This is a genomic window from Streptomyces sp. NPDC058457 (assembly GCF_042720695.1).
Taxonomy (GTDB): Bacteria; Actinomycetota; Actinomycetes; order Streptomycetales; family Streptomycetaceae; genus Streptomyces.
Genome location: NZ_JBHXLU010000009.1, coordinates 54513 through 78234, shown reverse-complemented (window position 1 = coordinate 78234; position 23722 = coordinate 54513). Strand labels below are relative to the sequence as shown.

Annotated in this window: 26 protein-coding genes and 1 pseudogene; 14 read left to right on the top strand and 13 right to left on the bottom strand. The window is 71.5% G+C overall.

The window, feature by feature from the left end; all coding sequences use genetic code 11:
* Positions 1-36: 36 nt before the first annotated feature.
* The gene (locus ACFWPS_RS10400) at positions 37-438 is read left to right on the top strand and encodes an ATP-binding protein (protein WP_383703136.1); all 402 of its coding nucleotides are present in this window, start codon (positions 37-39) and stop codon (positions 436-438) included.
* A 90-nt stretch (positions 439-528) separates the two neighbouring features.
* On the opposite strand, the gene ACFWPS_RS10395 is transcribed toward ACFWPS_RS10400, so the two are convergent.
* Both ACFWPS_RS10395 and ACFWPS_RS10390 read right to left on the bottom strand, forming a co-directional pair.
* A complete protein-coding gene (locus tag ACFWPS_RS10395; RefSeq protein ID WP_383703135.1) occupies positions 529-1962 on the bottom strand; it encodes a sensor histidine kinase in 1434 nt (477 codons plus the stop codon).
* Entirely contained in the window at positions 1959-2648 is a 690-nt protein-coding gene (locus ACFWPS_RS10390) for a response regulator transcription factor (protein ID WP_234535435.1), read from the bottom strand. The genes ACFWPS_RS10395 and ACFWPS_RS10390 overlap by 4 nt, the downstream gene beginning before the upstream one ends.
* Positions 2649-2824: 176 nt before the next feature.
* Between ACFWPS_RS10390 and ACFWPS_RS10385 the strand changes: the two genes are divergently transcribed.
* Entirely contained in the window at positions 2825-5233 is a 2409-nt protein-coding gene (locus ACFWPS_RS10385; RefSeq protein ID WP_383703339.1) for an MMPL family transporter, read from the top strand.
* On the opposite strand, the gene ACFWPS_RS10380 is transcribed toward ACFWPS_RS10385, so the two are convergent.
* The 4 genes from ACFWPS_RS10380 to ACFWPS_RS10365 form a co-directional block, all read right to left on the bottom strand.
* Positions 5226-5972 carry a TetR family transcriptional regulator gene (locus ACFWPS_RS10380; protein WP_383703133.1) on the bottom strand — a complete coding sequence of 249 codons (747 nt, stop codon included), beginning with the start codon at positions 5970-5972 and terminating at the stop codon, positions 5226-5228. The two genes, ACFWPS_RS10385 and ACFWPS_RS10380, sit on opposite strands and share 8 nt — an antisense overlap.
* A 9-nt stretch (positions 5973-5981) precedes the next feature.
* Positions 5982-6476, bottom strand: a complete 495-nt coding sequence (locus ACFWPS_RS10375) for a thiol-disulfide oxidoreductase DCC family protein (RefSeq protein ID WP_383703130.1) — start codon at positions 6474-6476, stop codon at positions 5982-5984.
* Complete coding sequence (locus ACFWPS_RS10370) at positions 6473-6880, bottom strand: hypothetical protein (protein ID WP_383703128.1); 408 nt, start codon at positions 6878-6880, stop codon at positions 6473-6475. The genes ACFWPS_RS10375 and ACFWPS_RS10370 overlap by 4 nt, the downstream gene beginning before the upstream one ends.
* A gap of 94 nt (positions 6881-6974) precedes the next feature.
* A complete protein-coding gene (locus tag ACFWPS_RS10365) occupies positions 6975-7385 on the bottom strand; it encodes a VOC family protein (RefSeq protein ID WP_383703126.1) in 411 nt (136 codons plus the stop codon).
* 134 nt (positions 7386-7519) lie between these two features.
* Between ACFWPS_RS10365 and ACFWPS_RS10360 the strand changes: the two genes are divergently transcribed.
* Complete coding sequence (locus ACFWPS_RS10360) at positions 7520-7960, top strand: hypothetical protein (protein ID WP_383703124.1); 441 nt, start codon at positions 7520-7522, stop codon at positions 7958-7960.
* A gap of 80 nt (positions 7961-8040) precedes the next feature.
* Positions 8041-8937, top strand: a complete 897-nt coding sequence (locus ACFWPS_RS10355) for a hypothetical protein (RefSeq protein WP_383703122.1) — start codon at positions 8041-8043, stop codon at positions 8935-8937.
* A 16-nt stretch (positions 8938-8953) separates the two neighbouring features.
* Here the strand turns inward: ACFWPS_RS10355 and ACFWPS_RS10350 are convergent, their stop codons facing one another.
* From ACFWPS_RS10350 to ACFWPS_RS10320, 7 genes are all read right to left on the bottom strand, one after another.
* Entirely contained in the window at positions 8954-9331 is a 378-nt protein-coding gene (locus ACFWPS_RS10350; RefSeq protein ID WP_383703120.1) for a hypothetical protein, read from the bottom strand.
* Positions 9332-9358: 27 nt separating this feature from the next.
* Positions 9359-9901, bottom strand: a complete 543-nt coding sequence (locus tag ACFWPS_RS10345; RefSeq protein WP_383703118.1) for a hypothetical protein — start codon at positions 9899-9901, stop codon at positions 9359-9361.
* Positions 9902-10066: 165 nt separating this feature from the next.
* The gene (locus ACFWPS_RS10340; RefSeq protein WP_383703116.1) at positions 10067-10831 is read right to left on the bottom strand and encodes a succinate dehydrogenase iron-sulfur subunit; all 765 of its coding nucleotides are present in this window, start codon (positions 10829-10831) and stop codon (positions 10067-10069) included.
* Positions 10831-12585: a succinate dehydrogenase flavoprotein subunit gene (sdhA, locus tag ACFWPS_RS10335; RefSeq protein ID WP_383703114.1), complete on the bottom strand. Its 1755-nt coding sequence runs from the start codon at positions 12583-12585 to the stop codon at positions 10831-10833. The genes ACFWPS_RS10340 and sdhA overlap by 1 nt, the downstream gene beginning before the upstream one ends.
* A 24-nt stretch (positions 12586-12609) precedes the next feature.
* The gene (locus ACFWPS_RS10330) at positions 12610-13092 is read right to left on the bottom strand and encodes a succinate dehydrogenase hydrophobic membrane anchor subunit (RefSeq protein ID WP_217554202.1); all 483 of its coding nucleotides are present in this window, start codon (positions 13090-13092) and stop codon (positions 12610-12612) included.
* Between the two features lie 5 nt (positions 13093-13097).
* Positions 13098-13478, bottom strand: a complete 381-nt coding sequence (gene sdhC / locus ACFWPS_RS10325; RefSeq protein ID WP_043406142.1) for a succinate dehydrogenase, cytochrome b556 subunit — start codon at positions 13476-13478, stop codon at positions 13098-13100.
* Positions 13479-13668: 190 nt separating this feature from the next.
* Entirely contained in the window at positions 13669-14241 is a 573-nt protein-coding gene (locus ACFWPS_RS10320; RefSeq protein WP_383703112.1) for a 2-oxo-4-hydroxy-4-carboxy-5-ureidoimidazoline decarboxylase, read from the bottom strand.
* A 155-nt stretch (positions 14242-14396) separates the two neighbouring features.
* On the opposite strand from ACFWPS_RS10320, the gene ACFWPS_RS10315 reads away from it, so the two are divergent.
* From ACFWPS_RS10315 to ACFWPS_RS10270, 10 genes and pseudogenes are all read left to right on the top strand, one after another.
* Positions 14397-16070 carry a glycoside hydrolase family 20 protein gene (locus tag ACFWPS_RS10315; RefSeq protein WP_383703110.1) on the top strand — a complete coding sequence of 558 codons (1674 nt, stop codon included), beginning with the start codon at positions 14397-14399 and terminating at the stop codon, positions 16068-16070.
* Between the two features lie 132 nt (positions 16071-16202).
* The gene (locus ACFWPS_RS10310; RefSeq protein ID WP_383703108.1) at positions 16203-16970 is read left to right on the top strand and encodes a DUF4328 domain-containing protein; all 768 of its coding nucleotides are present in this window, start codon (positions 16203-16205) and stop codon (positions 16968-16970) included.
* Positions 16971-17062: 92 nt separating this feature from the next.
* A complete protein-coding gene (locus ACFWPS_RS10305; RefSeq protein ID WP_383703106.1) occupies positions 17063-17548 on the top strand; it encodes a hypothetical protein in 486 nt (161 codons plus the stop codon).
* 87 nt (positions 17549-17635) lie between these two features.
* Complete coding sequence (locus ACFWPS_RS10300) at positions 17636-18205, top strand: hypothetical protein (protein WP_383703104.1); 570 nt, start codon at positions 17636-17638, stop codon at positions 18203-18205.
* A gap of 128 nt (positions 18206-18333) precedes the next feature.
* Positions 18334-18729 (top strand): hypothetical protein, encoded by a 396-nt coding sequence (locus ACFWPS_RS10295; RefSeq protein ID WP_383703102.1) that lies wholly within the window; start codon positions 18334-18336, stop codon positions 18727-18729.
* 116 nt (positions 18730-18845) lie between these two features.
* Positions 18846-20318 carry a DHA2 family efflux MFS transporter permease subunit gene (locus ACFWPS_RS10290; protein WP_383703100.1) on the top strand — a complete coding sequence of 491 codons (1473 nt, stop codon included), beginning with the start codon at positions 18846-18848 and terminating at the stop codon, positions 20316-20318.
* Positions 20317-20817, top strand: a pseudogene (locus tag ACFWPS_RS10285) (RNA polymerase sigma factor); the annotation flags it as partial. The gene ACFWPS_RS10290 and the pseudogene ACFWPS_RS10285, both read left to right, overlap by 2 nt.
* A gap of 68 nt (positions 20818-20885) precedes the next feature.
* Positions 20886-21131, top strand: coding sequence for a hypothetical protein (locus tag ACFWPS_RS10280; RefSeq protein ID WP_383703098.1), 246 nt, complete (start codon positions 20886-20888; stop codon positions 21129-21131).
* A 594-nt stretch (positions 21132-21725) separates the two neighbouring features.
* On the top strand, positions 21726-22388 hold the full coding sequence (locus tag ACFWPS_RS10275; protein WP_383703096.1) for an RNA polymerase sigma factor: 663 nt from the start codon (positions 21726-21728) through the stop codon (positions 22386-22388).
* Positions 22388-23449, top strand: a complete 1062-nt coding sequence (locus ACFWPS_RS10270; RefSeq protein ID WP_383703094.1) for a hypothetical protein — start codon at positions 22388-22390, stop codon at positions 23447-23449. The genes ACFWPS_RS10275 and ACFWPS_RS10270 overlap by 1 nt, the downstream gene beginning before the upstream one ends.
* Positions 23450-23722: the final 273 nt, after the last annotated feature.

The window sequence follows — 23722 nt, the reverse complement described above, 5'->3', positions numbered from 1 at the left end:
CACGTGACGTGGGTGGGCGCCGGGTGAGGAGCAGACGTGCTGAGACGCAACGCCTTCCGGCTCCCCCGGCACCCGGCGTCCGTCGGCCTGGCCCGGCACCGGGTCCGGGACCATCTGGCCGCCTGGGGCCATGGTCCGGACACCCCGGCGGTCGACGACGCCCTGCTCCTCGTCTCCGAACTGGCCACCAACGTCGTCCGCCACGGCCCCTTGCGAGAGCGGGAGTTCGAGGTGGCGGTCACCGCTCTGGCGGACGGCTCCTGCCTCATTGAGGTCTCGGACGAGGGCCGCGCGGAACCCCGCCTGCGCATCGTGAGAGAGGACGACGAGACGGGCCGGGGCCTGCACCTGGTGGAGACGATCGCGGCGGCGTGGGGAGTGTGGAGCAGAGGGTCCCACGGCAAAACCGTCTGGGCTCTGATCTTGACCGACGCTTAGGGAACGCGCCCCAAAGGGGCGCGGGGCTGTATCGATGTGCGGCTGCCGCCGCGTGGGCGCGACCAGCCCCCACCCACCCGCACCCGAAACTCAAACCGACCGCAACGTCACCGTCACCGCCAGCCCTTCTCCAGGCGCCGTCCGCACACAAACCTCCCCACCATGCGCCTCCACCACCCCCTGGACGATCGCCATCCCCAGCCCGCTCCCCTCCGCACTCCCCACCCGGAAGAACCGGTCGAAGATCCGCCCCGCGTCCTCCTCCTTCAGCCCCGGCCCCTCGTCGGCCACGCACACCCGCACCACCCCGTCCGCCCGCTCCACCCCCAACCGCACGGCGGCGTCACAAGGCGTATGGATACGCACGTTGGCCATCAGGTTCCCCAGCACCTGCCGCAGCCCCGACTCGTCCGCCCGCACCAGTACCGCCCCGTCGGCCTCCACGGCCACCGGCCGCCCCGGCTGCTGCGCCCGCAGGTCCTCCGCCGCGTCCCGCACCAGCCGGCTCACGTCGACGTTCCGGAACCGGATCTCCGGCCGCTGGTCGAGCCGGGCGAGCAGCAGCAGCTCGTCCACCAGGCGGCCCATCCGGTCCACTTCCCCGTGCATCCGGCCCCAGGCCCGCCGCCGCTCCCCGGGCTCGCTCAGCATCCCCTTCTCGTACAGCTGGAGGTAGCCGCGGATGGCGGCGAGCGGGGTGCGCAGCTCGTGCGAGGCGTCGCCGACGAACCGGCGCAGCTGGGCCGCGCTGTGCTCGCGGGTCCGGTAGGCCGTCTCCACCTGGTGCAGCATGGAGTTGAGGGCGAGCCGCAGCTGTTCGACCTCCTCCGTCGGATGCTGGCTGGAGGGCACCCGCCGGGTCAGGTCGCCCTCGGCGATCGCCGACGACGTCTCCACCATGTCCTCCAGCGGCAGCAGCCGTTGCCGCACGCTGTACATGGTCAGACAGCACAGCAGCGCCAGCAGCAGTGAGCCGACCGCGAAGTCGAGCTTGAGCGCCTTGGCGATGCCCTGGTGCAGCAGCTCGGTCGAGTTGGCCAGCAGGATGTAGGGGCCGTCGGCGAGCCGGGTCGCCGTCACCCGGTAGGACGCGCCGTGCACGTCGATGTCGTGCGGGTCGGCTGCGGCGGCGAGGGCGCGCGGGTCGGACACGGCGGCCGCGAGGGAGCGCTGGGCCTCGGTCGGTTTCATGTCGAAGACGGAGATCGCGTCGCCCTTGGCGTCGATGACCACGAAGATCGAGTCCGGTGTCGGGTCGGACTCGGTGGGGATGACCCGGTCGCGGATCACGCCCAGCGCGCTCAGCGAGTCGACCTGCCGCAGTGTGAGTCCCGAACTCCCCAGTGACGTCCGCATCTTGAGCAGCTCGGAGTCCACCTGGTCGAGCAGGTACAGCCGCATGCCCATGATGCTCGCGACGGCCGCCACCACGATGCCGACGGCGAGCAGCCCGACGTTGGCCAGAGTGAGCTTGCCGCGCAGCGAGTGCATTCCGTGCCGGTGCCGGCGCTTGCCGAGGCTCATGTCAGGCCGTACCCGACACCCCGCCGGGTGGTGATCACCGGCGCTCCCAGGGCGTCGAGCTTGCGCCGCAGATAGCTGATGTAGGTCTCCACGACGGTCGACTCGGACGGTATGTGCTCGTACTGCCAGACGTGCCTGAGCAGTTGCTCCTTCGGCACGATCCGGCCGCCGTTGCGCACCAGGAAGCGCAGCAGCGCGTACTCGGTCGGGGTCAGCTCGACCGTGCGGCCGGCGCGGTGCACCGAGTACGTCGTCTCGTCCAGCTCCAGGTCGCCGTAGCGCAGCGGCGGGCGCTGCTGGATGACGTCCGCCGGGCGGGTGCGGCGCAGTACCGCGCCGATCCGGGCGACGACCTCGTCGATGTTGAACGGCTTGGTGATGTAGTCGTCGCCGTAGCCGAGCGCCCCGACTATCTCCGCCGGGGCGTCCCGGGCGGTGAGGAACACGAGCGCCAGGTCCGGTCGCCGGGCGCGCAGCTCGCGGCCCAGGGCGCGCCCGTCGCCGTCCGGCAGCATCACGTCGAGCAGGGCCGCGTCCGGCCGGGTGCGCTCGGCCAGTGCGAGGGCGTCCCGGACCGTGCCGGCCGTCATCACCTCGAACCGGTGGTAGCGCAGGGCGATGGCGAGGACGTCCGCGATGCTCGGCTCGTCCTCCACGATCAGCACGGTGCTGCCTGGAGCCGTCATGCCCCCAGTATCGGTGCCGCCACCGACAGCCGGGGGCGCGCAGCTTTGGAGTTCCTTGAGAGTCATGCGCGCCCCGTGTCCCGGCGCGCGGCCCGCTGCCGATCCTGGTGCCCAGGACCTGGGGGACCGACCGACCGAAGTGATCTACGAACAAGGAGCTGTTGAGCGTGACGGCATTGGCACGGTGGTGCTATCGGCACCGGCTGGTGGTCCTGTTGGTGTGGGTGGGGGCACTCCTCGGCCTGGGCTTCTCGGCCTCGGCGGCGGGCACGAACTACGCGAACGTGTTCTCCCTCCCCGACACGGACTCCAAGAGCGCGTACGACCTGATGGAGAAGGCCTTCCCGAACACCTCCGGTGACACGGACACCGTGGTGTGGAAGGTCGACAGCGGCTCGGTGACGGACAAGGCGGTCCAGGACCGGGTCCGGCCGGCCCTCGACACGATCGCGAAGCTGCCCGGCGTGGGCGCGGTCACCAGCCCCTACGCCGGCGCCCGCGGGTCGGCGCAGATCAGCAAGGACGGCACGATCGCGTACGCCCAGCTCACCTTCAACAAGCGGGCGAACGAGATACCCAAGGAGCAGGTGCAGAAGGTCCTCGACACCGCGCAGGCCGCGGAGCGGGACGGTCTCCAGGTGGAGCTGGGCGGCCAGGCCATCCAGCGCGTCCAGGAGCCGCCGCAGGGTCTCTCCGAGATGGTCGGCATCATCGCGGCGGCCGTCGTGCTGTTCCTCGCCTTCGGTTCGTTCTTCGCGATGACCCTGCCCATCGCGATCGCCGTCTTCGGCGTCGGTATGGGCCTGTTCTCCACGCAGCTGATCAGCCACGCCGTCGACATCCCCGACATCGCCCCGCTGCTGGCCTCCCTGATCGGCCTCGGCGTCGGCATCGACTACGCCCTGTTCATCGTCACCCGGCACCGCAAGGGCATCCTGCGCGGCATGGATCCCGAGGAGTCGGCGGTCACCGCCCTCAACACCTCCGGCCGGGCGGTGCTGTTCGCGGGCGGCACGGTCTGCATCGCGCTGGCCGGCATGCTGGTCACGCGGCTCCACTTCCTGGACGGCGTGGTCATCGGCACGTCCCTCACGGTGGTGCTGAGCGTCCTCGCGGCCACCACCCTCCTCCCGGCCCTCCTCGGCTTCCTCGGTCCGCGCGTCCTCAGCCGCCGCCAGCGCCGCCGGCTGGCCGCCGAGGGCCCGGAGCCGGAGAAGGCGAGCGGACTCGCGGCCCGCTGGTCGGCGAACGTGGAGAAGCGCCCGCGCCGCATCGCGGCCATCGCGGTGGTCGTCATGGCCGTGCTGGCCATCCCGGTGCTCTCCCTCCGCCTCGGCGCCACCGACCAGGGCAACGACGACGCGTCCACGACCACCAGGAAGGCCTACGACCTGCTCGCCGAGGGCTTCGGTCCTGGCTTCAACGGCCCCCTCCAGGTGGTCAGCGTCGGTGGCGACACGGCGAAGCTGGTCCAGGGCCTGAAGTCGACCCCGGGCGTCGCCCAGGTGGCCGAGCTGCCCCCGTCCCAGGGCGTCACGGTCATCCAGGTCGTCCCGACCACCTCCCCGCAGTCCAAGGAGACGGACGACCTGATCGACACCCTGCGCGACAAGGTGATCCCGCAGGCGGGCGCGGAGGCGCACGTGGGCGGTGTGACGGCGGTGTCCAAGGACTTCGCCTCGGTCACCGGCGACCGCCTGCCCCTCTTCATCGCGACGATCATCACCCTCGGCTTCCTGCTGCTCCTGATCGCCTTCCGCTCCCTGGTCGTCCCGCTGACGGCCGCCCTGATGAACCTGATCGCGGCGGCGGCCTCCTTCGGTGTCCTGGTGGCGGTCTTCCAGTGGGGCTGGGGCCTGGACCTGCTGGGCCTCGGCAAGGAGGGCCCGATCAACGCGTTCCTCCCGGTCATCATGCTCTCCCTGCTCTTCGGCCTCTCGATGGACTACCAGGTGTTCCTGGTGAGCCGGATGCACGAGGAGTGGGTGCACACGAAGGACAACGCGCGGGCGGTCCGGGTGGGCCTCGCGGAGACCAGCCGCGTCATCAACTCAGCGGCCCTGATCATGGTCTGCGTCTTCCTCGCCTTCGTCCTGAGCGGCGACTCGGGCGCGGCGATGGCGGGCGTGGGCCTCGCGGCCGCGGTCGCCCTGGACGCCTTCATTCTCCGTACGGCCCTGGTCCCGGCGGCGATGCACCTGCTGGGCAACTCCAACTGGTGGCTGCCGGCCTGGCTGGACAAGCGGCTCCCGCACCTCGCGGTGGAGCCGCAGGAGACGGCGGCCCCGGAGCCGACCGGGCCCACCGGCCCGGCCACGGCGATCCACGGCTTCATCCGCACGGCGGACGGCGACCCGGTGGAGGCGGCCTCGGTCGCCCTGATGTCCAAGGGCGGCCGCCAACTGGACCGCGTCACGTCCCTGGCGGACGGCTCCTACATCGTGTCGGTACCGGCGCCGGGCGCGTATCTGCTGGCGGTGACGTCATCGTCGTACGGCTCGAAGGCCCGGCATGTGACGGTGGTGGAGGGGCCGCTGGTGTACGACGTGGAGCTGACCGGGGACGAGGTGGACGCGGTCAACTAGCCGGGTCCCTGGTCCTGCCTCCCGGATCCGGCAGTACCCGCGTCATCCCCGGCAGGAAGTCCGTGAACAGTTCGTGGACCTCCAGGACCAGCGGCCGTAGCACCCGGAACCGCGCGAGGGACACTCCTCGCGCGGTCAGCCGGGCCCCTCGCTCGGCCAGCCGGTAGCTGCGCTCGCGGCCCTCGGTCCGGTCGAAGATCCAGTACAGGACCAGGCCCATCTGCGAGAGCCACATCAACTCGGGCAGTACGTCCCGCAGTTCCGGGGCGACCTTCGTCCTCGCCCCGGCCAGCACCTCCCGGTGCACGCGGATCGCCTCCTCGCGCGCGTGCTCGCTCTCCGGGGAGAACGGGCTGAGCGGGCTGTCGGGGTCGGCGGCGTTCTTGAAGAAGTGGACCGCGAACTCGTGGTACGGCCGGGCGATGTCCAGCCACACCTTCAGCACGCCCGCGAGCCGCGCCTCCAGGTCGGTCTCCTTGTCCAGGACCTCGCGGACCGCCACCCGGTGTTCGGCGGCGAGCTGGTCGTAGAAGCCCTGGATCAGGTGTTCCTTGCCGGCGAAGTAGTAGTACGCGTTGCCGACGGAGACCCCGGCCTCCGTGGCGATCGCCCGCATCGTGGTCTTTTCGTAGCCGCGCTCCCGGAACAGCCGCATCGCCGTCTCCAGGATCAGCGCGCGGGTCTGCTCGGACTTGCTCTGGGCACCGGCCTCGACAGGACCGTCGTTCTTCGCGGACACGGACAGAGCCTAACGAGTGGCGCAGACGCCGCTGTCACAGCCCGGAGGGTCGTAGAGCCACCCGACACCGGGTTCGTAGAGCCACCCGTCCTCCCGCCGGAAGGGCTGCCCGGTCCCCTGTCCGCCCCGCCACCAGGAGGCGGCCAGCACCGCGCCCCGCGCCAGCCGGGCCCCGGCCGGCGTGCTCAGCCGGTGGGCCAGCGGCCGCTGCTCCCGCAGCGCCCAGAGCACCACGATCCACGCGGCGGTGTCCCGGTACACCTGCCCGCCGTCGCCGACGACGGTGACCTCGTCGAGGGTGGCCGAGTGGTCAAGGCCGGGGAACCGGGCGCGGGCCTCGTCCGACCCGGCGGGCACGAGGGTGAGCGGCACCAGCTGCGGCTGGCGCCCGAGCCAGTCGCGCAGGTGGGTGCAGAGGGTGCACTGCGCGTCGTAGAGGACGGTGAGCCCGTGGACCGGGACGCGCACGGCGCCCCGGTCGGCGGTTGCGGTCACGCTGCTCACGCTCCGGCCGCCGGTGCGGTCCAGCCCTGCGGCGGGACCGGCGGGAACTGCTCCTTCTCCATGATTCCGCGCCGCCGTATCCGGTTGAGCACGTAGACGTTGCCGAGGTGCATCACGCCGAGCACCAGCAGCACCACCCCGAGCTTGGCGGACAGCGCCTCGAAGATGCCACGGGTGTCCTCGACCGTGTCGCTGGTGTGCAGGTAGAGCGCGACGAAGCCCAGGTTGACGAGGTAGAAGCCGACGACCAGCAGGTGGTTGACGGCGTCGGCGAGCTGCTCGTTCCCGTGCAGGACGTCGGCGAGGAAGATCCGTCCGTTGCGGCTGAGCGTGCGGGCCACCCAGATGGTCAGACCGATGCTGACGAGCAGGTAGATGACGTAGGCGATGACGGTACGGTCCATGCCCCACCCCTTCTTGAACGCGTTCAAAAAGCTGACGGGGATGACTGTAGACCTGCTTTTGAACACGTTCAACTCGGTTGTGGAGTGACCCCGTTCACGCTCGCCGCGCCAGCTCCGGCCGCTTGCCGTAGTCCGTGAAACCGAGGATGTTCCCCCAGGGGTCGGCGACCTCGACGGTCCAGCCGGTGGCCACGGAGAACGGCTCGTCGAGGACGGCGATCCCGGCCTCCTTGAGCCGCACGGCCGCGGCCCGCGCGTCCGGCACCTCCAGCCATACGCGCGGCGACGCCCACACCGCCGGCCGGTGCCCCAGCCCCTCCTCGGTGCGCAACAGGATCCCGGGCGTCTCGCCCCCGACCTTCAGCAGGGCGATCCCGCCCTCGTCGAACCGGAACCCGACCGTGAACCCGGCCCGCTCGTAGAAGGCGACGGCATCCGCGAGCCTCCCGACAGGCATCACGACGTTGTCGAACCCGAGCAGTTCGTACGACTCGTCATCTGACATGCGATCAGATTAGGAGTGGAGATGACGGTTGCCGGGCGGGCTGACCGTCGGGTCACTCAATGGGCCGAGAAGGGGGCCGCCGCGTCGGTACGCTGAGCCGTCGTCGGTGCCGGGCGAGCGAGGGGGGGGCGGGGATGGCTCCGGGAGCAGCGGCCTTCCACGGCGAGGCGCGGACGGCTTTCGCCGAGGTCGCGCAACGGCTGGGCCTTGACGGGCCGGGCGGCGGCGAAGGGGACCGGCATCTCGCCGTCGCGACCTACGCCGGCTCGGGAGTGACCTACAAGGCGGTCCTCGGCCTGTGGCAGGGGGACGTCGAGATCCACGTCTGCCGCACGACCCCGCTGACCGAGTGCAAGGTCGGCATCGAGGGCCTGGCCGTCACGGCAGGCGTCGTGGACCGCCGTGGCGGGGTCTCCTTCGGCGCCCGCAGCCTCCGCCAGCTCCGCAGGTCCCTGGCCGGCCAGGTCCGTTACGTCGAGCTCGTCCACCCCCTGGTCTCCGGCGACCCGGACACGGCCCTGTCGCTGATGCGCGCGGCGGGCGCCCGGGAGTGGCGCAGACCGGCCGTGAGCTGAGGCCGGGCCCCACGGCGACCACCTCCTCCGCACGCCCCATACTGAACACCGCTCAGGGGCGTATGGGGAGGGCGGGCAACGTGCGACGGGTGCTGTCGGTGCACTTCGCGCCGTGCGCGCTGTTCGTCGCCGGGGTGCTCGCGCTGGTACGGGCGGGGAGTTTCTCGGGGCGGAGCGCATGGCACGTGCTCGGGCATCAGCGGCCCGAGGGCCTGGTCACGGGAGCCTTCACGGTCGTCGGCGGTGCCGCGCTGCTGGGTCTGCTGCTCCAGCCGTTCCAGGTGCGCGCGGTGCGTGTCCTGGAGGGGTACTGGGACCGATGGACGCCGACGGCCCACCTCGCGGAGGCGCTCGTCCGGCTGCAGCGCAGACGCTGGCACGCACTGCGCAGCCGGGCTCACCCGGACGACACACAGGGCGGGACCGTGACGCGACGGGTGAGCGGGGACGCCCGACGACGTCTCGCCGCCCGTCCGCCGGTCGAGGTGCTGCTGCCCACGGAGCTCGGGAACGCCCTGCGCGCGGGCGAGTTGAGCGCCGGTGAGCGCTACGGTCTGACCACGCTCTCCTCCTGGCCCCGCATCTACCCCCAGGTGTCCGACCGCCTCGCGGAGACACTCCGCTCCGCCCGCGACGCCCTCGACACCGCGGTCAACCTGTGCTGGTCCTTCCTCGCGCTCACTCTGGCGGGCGTGGTGGCGTTGTACGACGAGTGGTCCGTGTGGTGGTGGTGCGGTGCGGGCCTCGCGCTGGCCGCGGTGGCCTACAAGGGCGCGGTGACCGCGGCCCAGGCGTATGCCGGTCTGATGCACGTCACGTACGACCTGCACCGCTTCGACCTGCTGACCGCGCTCCACCACCGGCTGCCGCCGGATCGCGACGCGGAGGACGACACCTTCTACCGGCTCTCCGAGTTCCTGTCCGGAACCCGGGCGACGGACCTGCCGTACGACCACGGAAGGGGTGACGCGCAGTAGGGCAGGGGGCCGCGGGTCATGCGGACGGCAGCCACAGGGCGTCCAGCTTCAGCTCCTCCTTCAGCTTCCTCAGACGGTCCACCCAGTCGTCCACGTCCTTGGCCGTCTGACAGTGGGTCAACAGCCATGACGGGTAGGCGCTGAAGCGGCAGGGGTGCCGGGAGCCGTCCTCGGACTCGACCTCGTTGTGCTCCGTGGCGTACTTCCCCGGGTCCAGGTACTTGAGGAGGTCCGCGGGGTCGCCGGCCACCGCCGCGTCGTACGCCTCCTGGACTGTGGGCTTGTTCAGCAACGGAACGTGGAGCCCGACCGCTTGCCACGGCAGCCTGACGCGACATCCCGGGCAGGGCTCGCCCACGATCGGATGGCCGGGGAGTACTGCTTCGTCCAGCATGGTTCCTCCGGGTCGGACGGGAGGGGACTAGTACTTCTTCCAGAAGGCGGCCCAGGCGCCGTCCGCGAGCGAGCAGACGAGGACGACGGCGGCAGCCGTCCAGCGCCATGCCGCCTGCTTGCCGCATTCCGGCGGCGCGAGCGAGGCGGCGATACCCAGACCGAGGAGAACGGTGCCGAGGTCGTAGACGATCACCGCGTGACGGTTCTCGCGCCGCCAGCGCGCCTGGGCGTTTGCGAACATCTCGCCGACGTAGGCGTCGGACGGCGGACCGCCTTCCCCCTCGGCGAGATCGTCGACCAGGTCCTGGCGCGAGTACAGGAACGTACGTGCGTTGTAGGCGAGCTGCATGCTGAAGATGAGCGTCAGCGCGGTGACCACCAGCAGCAGAAGCGTCGGCCCCGGCCAGCGGAACTCGTCGTCCGCGCCGCCCACCACGCCGGCAAGGGAGAGCGCCGCGGCCGTGAGCAGCGGGGCCGCCACGAAGTGGGCTTCCTTCGTCGCCGCTCCGATGCCCAGCGGCGGGGGTTTCAGGGCACTGCGTCGCTCGTCCGACGACTCTTCAGTCATCCGTCCCCCAACCGGCCCGGCCAGACGTCGTGCTGGCAGTGTGGCGGCGGAATATTCCATTCAGAAGTGGGCGGGACATGCCAAAACAGGCCGTTGTGTGACGGGTACGCCAAAGGCCCCGCTCCCTGGGGGAGCGGGGCCTTTGGCGTCGTGGCCGAGCGGAGCTCAGAAGCGGCGCGTGATCAGCGCTCGCTTCACCTCCTGGATCGCCTTGGTGACCTCGATGCCGCGCGGGCAGGCGTCCGTGCAGTTGAAGGTCGTGCGGCAGCGCCAGACGCCGTCGCGGTCGTTCAGGATCTCCAGGCGCTGCTCGCCGGCCTCGTCACGCGAGTCGAAGATGAAGCGGTGCGCGTTGACGATGGCGGCCGGGCCGAAGTACTGGCCGTCGTTCCAGAAGACCGGGCAGGAGGACGTGCAGGCCGCGCAGAGGATGCACTTCGTCGTGTCGTCGAAGCGCTCGCGGTCCTCGGCCGACTGCAGACGCTCGCGCGTGGGCTCGTTCGTCTCCTTCGTGATGAGGAAGGGCATGACGTCCCGGTACGCCTGGAAGAACGGGTCCATGTCCACGACCAGGTCCTTCAGGACCGTGAGGCCCTTGATGGGCTCGACCGTGATCGGCTTCTCGGGGTTGATGTCCTTGATGAGGGTCTTGCAGGCAAGACGGTTCTTGCCGTTGATCCGCATCGCGTCCGAACCGCAGATGCCGTGCGCGCAGGAGCGGCGGAACGTCAGCGTGCCGTCGACGTCCCACTTGATCTTGTGGAGGCCGTCGAGGACGCGCTCCTTCGGGTCGATCTCCAGCTGGAAGTCTTCCCAGACGGCGTCCGCGGAGACCTCCGGGTTGAAGCGGCGGACCCGGAAGGTGACCGTGATGAGGTGGTCCGAGGCCGCGGCCTCCGCCTCCACCTTGTCCAGAACGGGAGTTGCCATCAGTACTTACGCTCCATCGGCTGGTAGCGGGTCTGGACGACCGGCTTGTAATCGAGACGGATGGACTCCGTGCCGTCGTCGCCCACCTCGCGGTACGCCATGGTGTGGCGCATGAAGTTGACGTCGTCGCGGTTGGGGTAGTCCTCGCGGTAGTGACCGCCGCGCGACTCCTTGCGGGCCAGTGCGGAGACCGCCATGACCTCGGCGAGGTCGAGCAGGTTGCCGAGCTCGATGGCCTCAAGCAGGTCCGTGTTGAACCGCTTGCCCTTGTCCTGGATCGAGACGTTCTTGTAGCGCTCGCGCAGCTCCGCGATCTTCTCGACCGCCGTCTTGATCGTCTGCTCGGTGCGGAACACCATGACGTTGGCGTCCATGGTCTCCTGCAGCTCCTTGCGGAGCGTGGCGACCCGCTCGTTGCCCGTCGAGGTGCGCAGACCCTCGATCTGGGAGACGACGAACTCGGCCGGGTTCTCCGGGAGTTCGACGAAGTCGGCCTTGTGCGAGTACTCGGCGGCCGCGATGCCCGACCGGCGGCCGAACACGTTGATGTCCAGGAGCGAGTTGGTGCCGAGACGGTTGGCGCCGTGCACCGACACGCAGGCGACCTCGCCGGCCGCGTACAGGCCCGGGACCACCGTGGTGTTGTCCGACAGGACCTCACCCTCGACGTTCGTCGGGATGCCGCCCATCGCGTAGTGCGCGGTCGGCTGGATCGGGATCGGGTCCGTGTACGGCTCGATACCGAGGTACGTACGCGCGAACTCGGTGATGTCCGGGAGCTTCGCGTCCAGCTGCTCCGGCGGGAGGTGGGTGAGGTCGAGGTAGACGTGGTCGCCCTCGGGACCGCAGCCACGGCCTTCGCGGATCTCCGTGTAGATGGAGCGGGACACGACGTCACGGGACGCGAGGTCCTTCATGACCGGCGCGTACTTCTCCATGAAGCGCTCGCCGTCCTTGTTGCGGAGGATGCCGCCCTCACCGCGGGCGCCCTCCGTCAGCAGGATGCCCATGCGCCAGATGCCGGTCGGGTGGAACTGGAAGAACTCCATGTCCTCCAGCGGCAGGCCACGGCGGTAGACCGCCGCCTGGCCGTCGCCCGTCAGCGTGTGCGCGTTCGACGTCACCTTGAAGAACTTGCCGGTGCCGCCGGAGGCGTAGATGACGGCCTTCGCCTGGAAGATGTGGATCTCGCCGGTCGCCAGCTCGTACGCCACGACACCGGCGGACTTCTTGACGCCGTCGACCTCGGTCATCAGCTGGTCGAGGACGTAGAACTCGTTGAAGAACTCCACGCCCTCCTTCACGCAGTTCTGGTACAGCGTCTGGAGGATCATGTGGCCGGTGCGGTCGGCCGCGTAGCAGGACCGGCGGACCGGCGCCTCGCCGTGGTTGCGGCTGTGACCACCGAAGCGCCGCTGGTCGATCGTCCCGTTGGGCGTCCGGTTGAACGGCAGGCCCATCTTCTCCAGGTCGAGAACGGCGTCGATGGCCTCCTTCGCCAGGATCTCGGCGGCGTCCTGGTCGACCAGGTAGTCACCGCCCTTGACCGTGTCGAAGGTGTGCCACTCCCAGTTGTCCTCCTCCACGTTGGCCAGCGCGGCGGCCATGCCGCCCTGCGCGGCGCCCGTGTGGGAGCGGGTGGGGTAGAGCTTGGTCAGGACCGCGGTGCGGCTGCGCTTCGTCGACTCGATGGCCGCGCGCATGCCCGCGCCACCGGCGCCGACGATGACGGTGTCGTACTTGTGGATCTTCATTTCGTTAGTACCTCAGCCCCGTGCCTAGCGGATGTTCGGGTCGAAGGTGAAGATCACCAGCGAGCCCAGCAGGATGGTGAACACCGTGGCCGTGTAGAGCAGGCCCTTGAGCCACAGCCGGGTGTTCGCGCGCTCCGCGTAGTCGTTGATGATCGTGCGCAGGCCGTTCGCGCCGTGCAGCATCGCGAGCCAGAGCATCAGCAGGTCCCAGACCTGCCAGAAGGGGCTCGCCCAGCGGCCGGCCACGAACGCGAAGCCGATCTTCGACACGCCGCCGTCGAGCACCAGCTGGATCAGCAGGTGGCCGAGGACCAGGACGACCAGCACGACGCCGGACAGGCGCATGAACAGCCAGGCGGCCATCTCGAAGTTGCCGCGGGTGGAGCGCGGGGTCTTCTTGGTGCGCTTGCGTGGGGCCTCGATGAGGGGGGCCGGGTTGTCGACGTTGAAGAGGGGGGCGCCCTCGACGGGGCCGACGCCCGATGCGGTGGTTTCAGTGGTCGACATCTGCGTCAGCTCCCGAACAGGACACGAGCGGCGTGGCCGAGAACGGGGTAGATCGCCCCGGCCATCAGGACGACCCAGACACCGACGACCGTCCAGAGCATCTGCTTCTGGTAGCGCGGGCCCTTCGACCAGAAGTCGACGGCGATGACGCGCAGGCCGTTGAGGGCGTGGAAGAGGATGGCGGCCACGAGGCCGTACTCCAGCAGTGCGACGATCGGCGTCTTGTACGTGGCTACGACCTTGTCGTAGTCCTCGGGGGAGACGCGGACGAGAGCGGTGTCCAGCACGTGAACGAACAGGAAGAAGAAAATGAGGACGCCGGTGACTCGGTGAGCCACCCAGGACCACATTCCTTCCCGGCCGCGGTACAGCGTTCCAGCCGGCACGGAAGTCCCTCCGGGAGCGGGGATTGGGGCCGCGCCGGCTTGTGCTGTCGGTCGGGCCCGGCCGGGTACGGTCCACCGGCCCCCAGCATCGTAGCGAGGCGCCAGCGCTGGGCTTACGCCGGGCCTACCGGTGTGATCAAAGTGGCACGCGTATGGGTTAGCCGGGCGGCATCTGGGGTGGGGTGTCCTGTTATTTGCCGGGTGCAGGCCGTGCGTGGCTGGTCGCGCCCCGCGGCGGAGCCGCTGATGGATGCTGCCCCGCGCCCCTGAGTCTCTCGGCCAGCCGTCCTCTGGCAAGGCGCCGGAGTTCCTCCGCCGCGATGACCCGTTCCTCTTCCGGATCGTTTGTCAAACGTGACCGGATGCCTTCCAGGACGCGGTCCAGGGACTCGGCGGGCGGTGTGTCGCCCAGATAGATGACGAATACGTGTCCGAAGCGGGCCTCGTAGGCCGCGTTCGCCGCGCTGAGGGCGGTGTGGGCGGCCGAGTACGTGCCGTCGGGCACCGGCGGCAGGCACTCGCCCGCCAGTGCCTCGGCGAGGTCGCCCGGCGACAGGTCGTACGTCGCCTCGTCCGCCGCCGCCAGGAGGGACTCCACGTCGGGGTAGGGGCGGTGGTCGGCGATGCGGTGGGACCAGCGCAGGCTGTGCAGGCAGTGCAGGAGCAGCGCGCCGGCCTCGTCGTCGGGGGCGGCGTTGAAGGCGTCCAGCGGCGTGGGGAGGCGGGGCAGGCGGTGGGCGGGCAGCGTGGATCCTCGTGTCACGTGCGGTGTGGCAGGGGGTGCTGTGCGAGATGTGTCGTCGACGTTATCGAGGACGTTCACGAGGTGTCCGTCGGTTGCCTGAATTTCACCCGAACGGGAGAGTTTCGGATTGGGTCGGTGACGGCTGCGCGGCTGATGCGTCGTAAGTTGTAGCTGTGAGCCAGCACAGGCGCAGGCCGTCGGCACGACGAGACGCGCGGAGGCGGGCGGTGGTGGTCGCCGCGGCCTTCGCGGGGACCGTCGCGCTCGGTACGGGCATCGGCGTATGGGCCTCCTCGGGCGGCGGTGACGGCGGCAGCGGCGCCGGAGCGGCCCGGCAGCCCTCGGGCAGCGCACCGGCGGCCTCCTCCGCGGCGCGCTCCGGGGCGGCGACCCCCACTCCCACGCCCACCCGCAGCTACCCCCTCTCCCAGGCCCCCCGCACCATCCCCGCCGTCCGCTCCCACACCGCCGCCCGCGGCCCCGGCTGGCGCCCGCAGCAGGGCGGCCGGGTCGTGGTGAGCAATGCGGCGCTGGCCGACGAGGGGCGGCTGACCGCGGGTGAGCTGGGGCTGTCGTACGCAGGACAGAAGGGCGCGAACGAGGACGTCAGGCCGGGCGACCTGCGGCTCGACCTCGGCGGCACGGGGGACCCGGAGTCGTACACCATGACCGTGCGCGGCGGGTCGGTGCGGATCAGCGGGCCCGGTGACGCGGGCGTCTTCTACGGCACCCGGACGCTGAAGCAGGAGGTGCACGGCGGCGGCACCGCCCCGGAGGGGGTCGTACGGGACCAGCCGGCCAAGCCGCAGCGCGGGTTCATGCTGGACATCGCGCGCAAGCCGTTCACCGCGGGCTGGATAGAGTCCCGGATACGAGAACTCGGCGACCTGAAGTTCAACCAGTTCGGGCTGCACTTCTCCGACGACCAGGGCTTCCGGATCGAGTCCGACACCCACCCCGAGATCGTCTCCCGGGACCACCTGACCAAGGCGCAGGTCAAGGAGATCGTCGCGGTCGCCGCGAGCCGGCACATCCAGGTCGTGCCGGAGATCGACTCGCCGGGACACCTCGGTGCCGTCCTCGCCGCCCACCCGGAGCTGCAGCTGCGCAACGCCCAGGGCGTGGCCACCAGGGGTGCCGTCGACATCTCCAAGGACGCCTCTGCGAAGCTCGTCGACGACCTGCTCAACGAGTACGCCGACCTGTTCCCCGGCTCCTACTGGAACCTCGGCGGCGACGAGTACCAGGCCCTGACCGTCGCGAACCCGCAGGCCTCCTATCCGCAGCTCGCGGCCGCCGCCCGGCAGGCGTACGGCGCCTCGGGCACCGTCGCCGACCTCACCACGGGCTGGCTCAATGCCCGCGCCGGCACCGTCCGCGCCCACGAGCGCACCCTGCGGGCCTGGAACGACGGCTTCCTGCGGGGCACCTCCGTGCAGCCCGCCCAGGACCTCCAGGTCGCCTACTGGACGGGCAAGGAGAACGGTGCCCGGCAGCCCGTGGAGTACCTGAGGGCGGGCCGCAAGGTGCTCAACTACAACGACGAGTACCTGTACTACGTCCTCGGCGAGCCCAACACCTTCGTCTATCCGACCGGGCAGCGGATCTACGAGCAGTGGATCCCGCGCATGCTGCGCGGCACCACCGCCGTGGCCGCGCGGTACGAACCCCAGGTCCTCGGCGGCTCCTTCGCCGTCTGGTGCGACCTCGCGGGCTCCCAGACCCAGGACCAGGTCGCGGCCGGCATCCGGATGCCGCTGCGGGCCACGATCCAGAAGCTGTGGGACCCGGGCACCCCGGCGATGTCCTGGACGGACTTCAGGAACCTGGCGAACAGACTGGGCTGACGCGGTCGGGACGAAGCCACAGCGGCAATGGCGACAAGGGTGGACGTGCGGCGGTGACGGGCCGTATGTTCCGCATTCCGCGCGCGGGCCTGGGGAGGGTTCCGTGCCCTACCGCGTCCTGGGGGACCCGTCTTGATCTGCGCCCGCTGTCACCACTTCGCCGCCGCGCCCGGCGCCACCCTCTGCCATCGCTGCCTCGGCGACTCGACGGAGCCGGTCCCGGCCTTCGGCAGCACGCCGGGCCTGTGGCTGCGCTCGCCCGTGGGCCTCGGCTGGGCCGCCGCCGTCCTGCTCGGGGTGGTCATAGCCGCCGACCTGTTCGCCGTCTGGGCGGACTTCCTCCAGTACGACGCCACGGGCGCGCTGGCCGACGGCGAGACCGGCGCCGCCGCGTTCCGCCGGGCCGACCGCGCCGACCAGGTGCTGGGTGCCGCCGCCGGAGCCCAGGCCGTCTCGCTGGTCGCCTGCGTGGTCGTGTACCTGTGCTGGTTCCAGCGAGTGCGGGCCAACGCGCAGGTGTTCGACCCGCTCAGGCAGAGCAAGTCGCCGGGCTGGGCGATCGGCGGCTGGTTCGTGCCGATCGTGAACTGCTGGTACCCGCGCCGGATCACCCTCGACATCTGGGACGCCAGCAGCCCCTGGGGCACGACCCGTTCGCACACGCTGGTCAACGTCTGGTGGACGCTGTGGCTGGCCTCGCTGTTCGCCGACCGCGTCGCGACGACCGGCTCCGGCGACGAAGCCGAGGGCGCCGCCCAGGTCCGTGACGGCGCCCTGCGGCTGATCGTCTCGGACTCCCTGGACATCGCCGCCGCGGTCCTCGCGGTCCTCGTCGTGCTGCGGCTGACCCGGATGCAGCACGAGAAGGCGATGGCGGGCACCGCCCCGGCCGCGCTCTGACGCACGGTCGTACGACCGCACGCGTCTGGCGGACTCCCGTACCCCTGTGGTGTATTCGGCGCGGGACGAGTCGGGGACACAGGGGGACGGACATGGGCTACTGGGGGTATTTCGTCGTCGGCCGGGGCGAACCGGCGCCCGACGGGGGCATCCTGCGGACCTCGGCCCCCGGCGGCTGGCGCGTCTGGCAGTACGACAGCCCCGACGCCGACGTAGGCAGCATGAACGCCCTCGCCGCGCGCACCGGTGCGCCGGCACTGTTCGGCTATGTGATGGACGGCGCCTGCGTGGTCGTCGAGGCGGCGGCGCCGGAGAGCGGCGGCTGGACCACCTGCCTGGGCCGGGCGGCCGCGGCCCGCTTCCTGGCGGTCGAGGAGCAGGGACTGTCCCTGGACGACTACTTCCTCGACCCCCGCGACGCCGCCGACCGCGCCGTCGCCTGGGCCGCCGAGGCCGGGCACACCGTCGGCGCCGACGAACTCCTCGCCGTACTGACCGCCGACCCCGACCCGGACGCACCATTGGCTCAAAACCCATTCTTCGGACTCCTCCGGGTCCTGGGTGTCCTGCCCGTGTGACACTGCCGTACCGTCGCACGCAGTTAGGGAAAGTACGGGCTCCGTGCATGTCGGGCCTTGGTATGTACCGTTTCTGGGAGGCGTGGGATGAGCCTGGTGGAGCTGATCGCTCAGGCCGATGAACGCGGACTGGCTGCCAGTGGGTTGGCCTGTTTGGATCGGTGCGTGCCCCTGCTGGGCGGGGACGACCTGGTGCTGCGGCCGCTGTGGGCGAGCCTCGCCGACGGCTCCGACTGGAGCGAGGGCCTGGAGAAGGCGCGCGGCTCGCTAGGCATCGGCGAGGAGTCCGGCGAGGGGATCGGCGGGCAGGCCGACGCGGCCGAGGCGCTCGCCCGGCGGATGCTCGACGCAGTGCCCGCGTCGCAGGAGGCCGCCGGTATCCGCCTGTGGGCCGACGCCTGTTCCGTCGCCTCGCTGCAGATCCACCGGCTCCTCGACCCCGCCGAGGACAGGGCGCCCTCGGTGGACAGCCGCCGGGAGGGCGGCACCGAGGGCATGTCCCCGCTGGTCGCCGCCGAACTGCGCCGCCAGGTCACGGTGCTCGAACTGCTCGCGGGGCACGGCGCGGCCGGGCTGCGCCGCGCGCTGGACGTCTCCACCGAGGGCCGCCGGGTGCTGCGCGCGGTGGTGTCGCGGCGGACCCGCGGGCGCGGGTGAACCATTCGTGAGGGCGGTGCGCGGGTCCTGCGCCGGTTGCGGGAACTCACCCGGATCCGGGTGACGAAACCGCCGCCGGCCTCGCTCTTCCCTGTGTGACCTATGTGACCCGTGCGACAGCCCGCCATGTGACACCCCGCCAGGGGACCGCGCACCAGCAGACCAGGCCGCACGCCGCCGCCAGACCGGCCCGGTGGGCGGCGGACGCGGTGGCGGTGATGCGCGAAGGCGCCCGGGTCCGGCTCGACTACTCCGCGCAGAGCCTGTGGCGGGTCGACCGGGTGATCGAGGAGATACGCCGGGAGGGCGCGCCGTACGAAGCCGTCCGGGAGACCCTGCGCGGTCTCGGGGCCTACGCAGGTGAGGTGATCGTCCGTCAGGCCGGCGCCGAGTGGTGGGCGTCCGGCGGCGACCACTGGATCCGCACCCCCGACGGCCGGCTGTGGGACCCGATCGACGAGGCCCGGCGGTGCTACGGCGGCCAGGGCTCGCTGCGGCTGCTGTGCCGGGACGCCCTGGGGTAGCGAATGGCGGCGAATGGCGGCGAGCGGCGGCGAGCGGCGGCGAGCGGGTCGGCAAAAACACCGTAATAAGAGACGCGGGCGTTCCCAAGTGGTCGGTGGGGGAGCACGATTGGCCCATGGCCGACAACCGACGCTGGTGGGCCCTCGTCGTCATCGCACTGGCCCAGCTGATGGTCGTGCTCGACATGACCATCGTCAATATCGCGCTTCCCTCCGCCCAGGTCGCTCTGCACATGTCCGACGCCAACCGGCAATGGGTGATCACCTCCTACACCCTCGCCTTCGGCGGACTGCTGCTGCTCGGCGGCCGGATCGCCGACCTCGCCGGACGCAGGATCGCGTTCATGACCGGCCTGGTCGGCTTCGCGGCCGCCTCCGCGCTCGGCGGGGCCGCGGCCAACCAGGGGATGCTGTTCGGGGCGCGGGCCCTGCAGGGCGTGTTCGCCGCGCTGCTCGCGCCGGCCGCGCTGTCGCTGCTCGCGACGACGTTCACCGACCCGAAGGAACGCGGGAAGGCGTTCGGCATCTTCGGCGCCATCATCGGCGCGGGTGCCGCGGTCGGGCTGCTCGCGGGCGGCTTCCTCACCCAGTACCTGGACTGGCGCTGGTGCCTGTACGTCAACGTGCCGATCGCACTGGCCGCCTTCGCCGGCGCCTGGGTCCTGCTGCCCGGCGGCGGCCGCCATCCCGACGCCCGCCTCGACGTCCCCGGCGCACTGCTCGGCTCGGCCGGCATGCTCGCCCTGGTCTACGGCTTCTCCGAGGCGGAGTCCCGGAGCTGGACCGACGGCCTGGTCCTGACACTGCTGATCGGCGGGGTCGCGCTGCTCGGCCTCTTCGGGTTCTGGCAGACCCGCGCCCCGGTCCCGCTGCTGCCGATGACCGTCGTACGGGACCGGCAGCGCATCGGCGCGTTCCTCACCGTGCTGCTGGTGACCGTCGGCATGTTCGGCGTCTTCCTCTTCCTGACGTACTACATGCAACGCGTCCTCGGCTACTCGCCCGTGAAGACCGGCGTCGCCTATCTCCCCATCACCGTCGGCATGGTCACCGGCTCCACCCAGGTCGCCGCACGGTTGCTGCACCGTGTTCCGCCCCGTGTGCTGTTGGTGCCCGGGCTGCTGCTGGCCGCCGGGGCGCTGGCGCTGATCGCCCAGGTCGGGGTCGAGCCGGCGTACGCCTCGCACATCCTGCCCGGCATGCTGATGCTCGGCCTCGGCATGGGCACGGCGATGATGACCTCCGTCTCCCTGGCCACCGGCAACGTAGCCCCACGGGACTCGGGCGCGGCCTCGGCCACCTTCAACACCGCCCAGCAGGTGGGCGGTTCGATCGGTACGGCACTGCTCAACACCATTGCCGCGAGCGTCACCACCCGGTACGCCACCGCGCACGCCGCGAGCATCCCGGACAAGACACTGCTGGCGGCGAAGGCCGCGGTGCACGGCTTCAACGTGGCCACCTGGTGGGCGATGGCCGCGCTGCTGCTGGGTGCCCTGATCGCCGGAGTGGTCGTGAACGCGGACCGGGCACCCACCCCGCAGGCCGCGCCGGAGCGGGCCCCGGAACCGGTGGACTCGGCCACCTGAGCCCGGTCTGCTCGGCTACCTCCGCGGGATCGTCGGGGACGACGCCGAGGACGTGGCCGCCGACGCCTGGCTGGAGATCGCCCGGGACCTGGGGCGGTTCCAGGGCGCCGGGGCCGGTTTCCGCGGCTGGACGGCGACCATCGCCCGGCACCGGGCCCTGGACCACCTGCGCCGGCAGCGGGTACGGCCCCGGCCGTCGGCACCGGAGCACGACCTGCTGGACCTGCCCGCCCTCCACAGCACCCACGAGCAGGCGCTGGAGGCGCTCTCCACCGAGCGCGCCCTGGACCTGGTCCGCTCGCTGCCCCCCGACCAGGCCGAGGCCGTGCTGCTGCGCGTCGTGGTCGGACTCGACGGCCCCGCCGCCGCCCGGGTCCTCGGCAAGCGCCCGGGCGCGGTGCGCACCGCCGCCCACCGCGGGCTCAAGGCCCTGGCCAGGCGGCTCGGTGTCACGGAGGGGACGCGGGAGGACCCCCGGACGCCGGGGGAGCCGGACTGAACGCCGACGGCGTCGCGGACGTCAGGGGCGGCCACGACGGCCGCCGCCGGAGAGGGAGGGACCGGGACATGGGTGAACGGCACGGCCACGACGCCGACCGCGACCGTCGGCACACGGTGCGCGGACCCGGATCCGGGCCCGCCGGGCCGCTGCTTGAGGCCCTGTTCGCCGCCGCCATCCGCGAGGACGACGTCGACACCGAGGGCGAGCGGCGGGCGATGGCCGCCTTCCGCACCGCCCGGGACACCTGCGCCCACCGGGCGCGGCCCCGCCGCCGCGACGACTGGCGGCCCGCCCGGACGACGGCCGGCTGATCCGGACGCCGAGCTGCCGGGGAGCGCCGCCCTTCCCGTCGCCACGGGACGAACCCCACGTAGGTCTCGGTCGATGTGAGGCACCACACATCGGGCTGGAGCGCGGCCGGGCACGGCAAGCGTGAGTCGAAGAGGTGCGCAGGCCGGTGTCCGGGACGGCTCGCTGCATCGTGCTGGGAAGGGTCGCCTGAGGCGTCTGACCGGTCGGTCGCGTGGTGGCCGTACCGGCCGCCGATTTCGTCCATCGACGCAGGCCAGAGCAGCTGAACCGAAGCAACGGCCGGGGCCGCCACCCCCCACAGGAGAGGCCCCGGCCGTCGCGCGGCACGGACCGCGCGGCGGCCCGTACTCTGTTCAGCGCCATGACTGCGTTTTCTGTCACACCCCAGGGCGTCACGAAGTAGTTGCACTTTGTACGGACGTGGACGGCGAACGGTTTCAGGTCGTAACGTGCAGTTCGCGCCGGGCCGCGGAGGCCGCATGACCACCGCAACCATCTGCGTCCCGACTGCCGCAACCATCAATTGAGGAACCACGACGGCGAGAACCACGTCCGCGAGAGCGGCGCCGGTTTAGGCGCAGAGTAGGTATCGGGTGCTGGGGGACGACGCGGAGTTGACCGCGGCGGTGCGTGCGGCACAGGACGGGGACGAGACCGCGTTCCGCATCGTCTATCGCGCGGTCCAGCCACGCCTGCTCGGATACGTCCGCACACTGGTCGGCGATCCGGACGCCGAGGACGTCGCCTCCGAGGCCTGGCTGCAGATAGCCCGCGACCTCGACCGGTTCAGCGGTGACGCGGACCGGTTCCGCGGCTGGGCCGCCCGGATCGCCCGCAACCGAGCCCTCGACCACATACGGATGCGCGGCCGCCGCCCCGCGATCGGCGGCGACGAGACGGAACTGGCCGGCCGGGCCGCCGACTCGGACACCGCCGGCGAGGCCATCGAGGCGCTGACCACCGACTCCACCCTCTCCCTCATCGCCCGGCTGCCGCAGGACCAGGCCGAGGCGGTCGTCCTCAGGGTCGTCGTGGGCCTCGACGCCAAGACCGCGGCCGAGACCCTCGGCAAACGCGCCGGCGCCGTCCGCACGGCCGCCCACCGCGGCCTGAAGAAACTCGCGGAACTGCTCGGCGCCGACCCGGAGAAGGCGGGTGTACTCGACGCGCTTCCGCCCCAGCGAGAACCGAATGAACGTGCGGTGACGTCCGCGAGTGTGACGCATACGCGTTCGCGGACGCAGAAGGACATGTGATGGCCGACGAGCAGTACAAGTGGCTGAACCGGGTGACGGCGGAACGTCTGCTGCGCGGTGAGTCGCTCGAAACCGTCGATGCCTCCGCCCGTGACCAGGCAGAACGCCTCGCCAGGACGCTCGGCGCGCTCTCCGCGCCGGCCAAGTCGGGCACCGCTGAACTCCCCGGTGAGGAAGCCGCGCTGGCTGCCTTCCGCAAAGCGCGCGAATCCGCCGAGGACGCACGGACCGCCGCGGCCATGCGGACCGGTGCGGCCGCACAGCCGGCGAAGGGCGGGCGGGACGCCGACGCGGGTCTCTTCCGCCTCGGCGCCGGTTCCCGGCCGACCCGGGTCCCGGGCTGGGCCCGCCCCGCACGGCTCGGCCTCGCCGCCGCGCTGACCGCCGGCATGCTCGGCGGGGTGGCGGTGGCCGCCGGCACCGGAGTGCTGCCGACGCCGTTCGACGACAACCATCCCGGACCGGCCGCCTCCGTCTCGGCCGCCGGCACCCCGGCACGCCCGGACGGCTCGTCCTCGCCCGAGTCCCTGCTCGGCGGCGAGACCGGCACGCCCTCCTCCGGTGCCGCGTCCGGCGGCTCCGGGCAGACCTCGCCCTCCCCGTCCGGCGAGCCGAAGAGCAGGGGCACCGGCTCGCCCGGCCTCCCGGTCGGCGGCTGGAGCGGTGCGCTGACGTCCTGCCGCGCGATCCAGAACGGCAAGACCCTGGGCGCCGACCGCAAGCGCGCCCTGGAGGGCCTGGCGGGCGGCGCCGGCCGGGTCGACAAGTTCTGCAAGGCCGTCCTCGGCACCGGACTGAACGGCAAGTACGACGTCTCCGGCGACGACAAGGGCGACGGCAGCGGTCAGGTCGACGGCAACGGCCAGGGCGGCAAGAACGACGGCCAGGGTGGCAGCAACAGCCAGGGCGGCGACGAGGGCCGGCCCGGCAGGGACACCAGCGGCGGCAAGGGCAACGACCCCCGCGAGAACGGCGTGGCCACACCCGCCCCGACCGGCTTCGTGCCCCTGCTGCCGAACCAGCCCGCCACCTCGCCCAGCCCCACCTACAGCGCACTTTGACCTTTACGCACCGCTGTGACCTGCGGTTTTGAAAGTCGCTGAACTTTTTTCCCGCAGGGTGTGACGTTTTCGGCGGCGACGGCGCAGTACTGAGTGAGCCGACTGGTCATCGGCCGTCGCACAGAGCCGGGGTTCCCCCCGTACCCGTGGCTCGTGCATCGGCGCGGGGGGGGGCCCGGGCCCCCGGGCCCCCCCCCCCCCCCCCCGCGGTCGCGCGGGGGCCGCGCAACAGGAGTAGACCCCCATGTAGGCCCAGGGCCCCGGGGCGGACAC

What these genes read in the sequence shown, in the direction of transcription:
- ACFWPS_RS10370 (WP_383703128.1), bottom strand. Translation starts at nt 6,880, where the DNA reads ATGGACCGTACCGTCATCGCCTACGTCATCTACCTGCTCGTCAGCATC.
- ACFWPS_RS10350 (WP_383703120.1), bottom strand. Translation starts at nt 9,331, where the DNA reads ATGCTGGACGAAGCAGTACTCCCCGGCCATCCGATCGTGGGCGAGCCC.
- ACFWPS_RS10300 (WP_383703104.1), top strand. Translation starts at nt 17,636, where the DNA reads ATGAGCCTGGTGGAGCTGATCGCTCAGGCCGATGAACGCGGACTGGCT.
- ACFWPS_RS10340 (WP_383703116.1), bottom strand. Translation starts at nt 10,831, where the DNA reads ATGGCAACTCCCGTTCTGGACAAGGTGGAGGCGGAGGCCGCGGCCTCG.
- ACFWPS_RS10390 (WP_234535435.1), bottom strand. Translation starts at nt 2,648, where the DNA reads ATGACGGCTCCAGGCAGCACCGTGCTGATCGTGGAGGACGAGCCGAGC.
- ACFWPS_RS10270 (WP_383703094.1), top strand. Translation starts at nt 22,388, where the DNA reads ATGGCCGACGAGCAGTACAAGTGGCTGAACCGGGTGACGGCGGAACGT.
- ACFWPS_RS10290 (WP_383703100.1), top strand. Translation starts at nt 18,846, where the DNA reads ATGGCCGACAACCGACGCTGGTGGGCCCTCGTCGTCATCGCACTGGCC.
- sdhA (WP_383703114.1), bottom strand. Translation starts at nt 12,585, where the DNA reads ATGAAGATCCACAAGTACGACACCGTCATCGTCGGCGCCGGTGGCGCG.
- ACFWPS_RS10345 (WP_383703118.1), bottom strand. Translation starts at nt 9,901, where the DNA reads ATGACTGAAGAGTCGTCGGACGAGCGACGCAGTGCCCTGAAACCCCCG.
- ACFWPS_RS10305 (WP_383703106.1), top strand. Translation starts at nt 17,063, where the DNA reads ATGGGCTACTGGGGGTATTTCGTCGTCGGCCGGGGCGAACCGGCGCCC.
- ACFWPS_RS10395 (WP_383703135.1), bottom strand. Translation starts at nt 1,962, where the DNA reads ATGAGCCTCGGCAAGCGCCGGCACCGGCACGGAATGCACTCGCTGCGC.
- ACFWPS_RS10360 (WP_383703124.1), top strand. Translation starts at nt 7,520, where the DNA reads ATGGCTCCGGGAGCAGCGGCCTTCCACGGCGAGGCGCGGACGGCTTTC.
- ACFWPS_RS10365 (WP_383703126.1), bottom strand. Translation starts at nt 7,385, where the DNA reads ATGTCAGATGACGAGTCGTACGAACTGCTCGGGTTCGACAACGTCGTG.
- ACFWPS_RS10280 (WP_383703098.1), top strand. Translation starts at nt 20,886, where the DNA reads ATGGGTGAACGGCACGGCCACGACGCCGACCGCGACCGTCGGCACACG.
- ACFWPS_RS10330 (WP_217554202.1), bottom strand. Translation starts at nt 13,092, where the DNA reads ATGTCGACCACTGAAACCACCGCATCGGGCGTCGGCCCCGTCGAGGGC.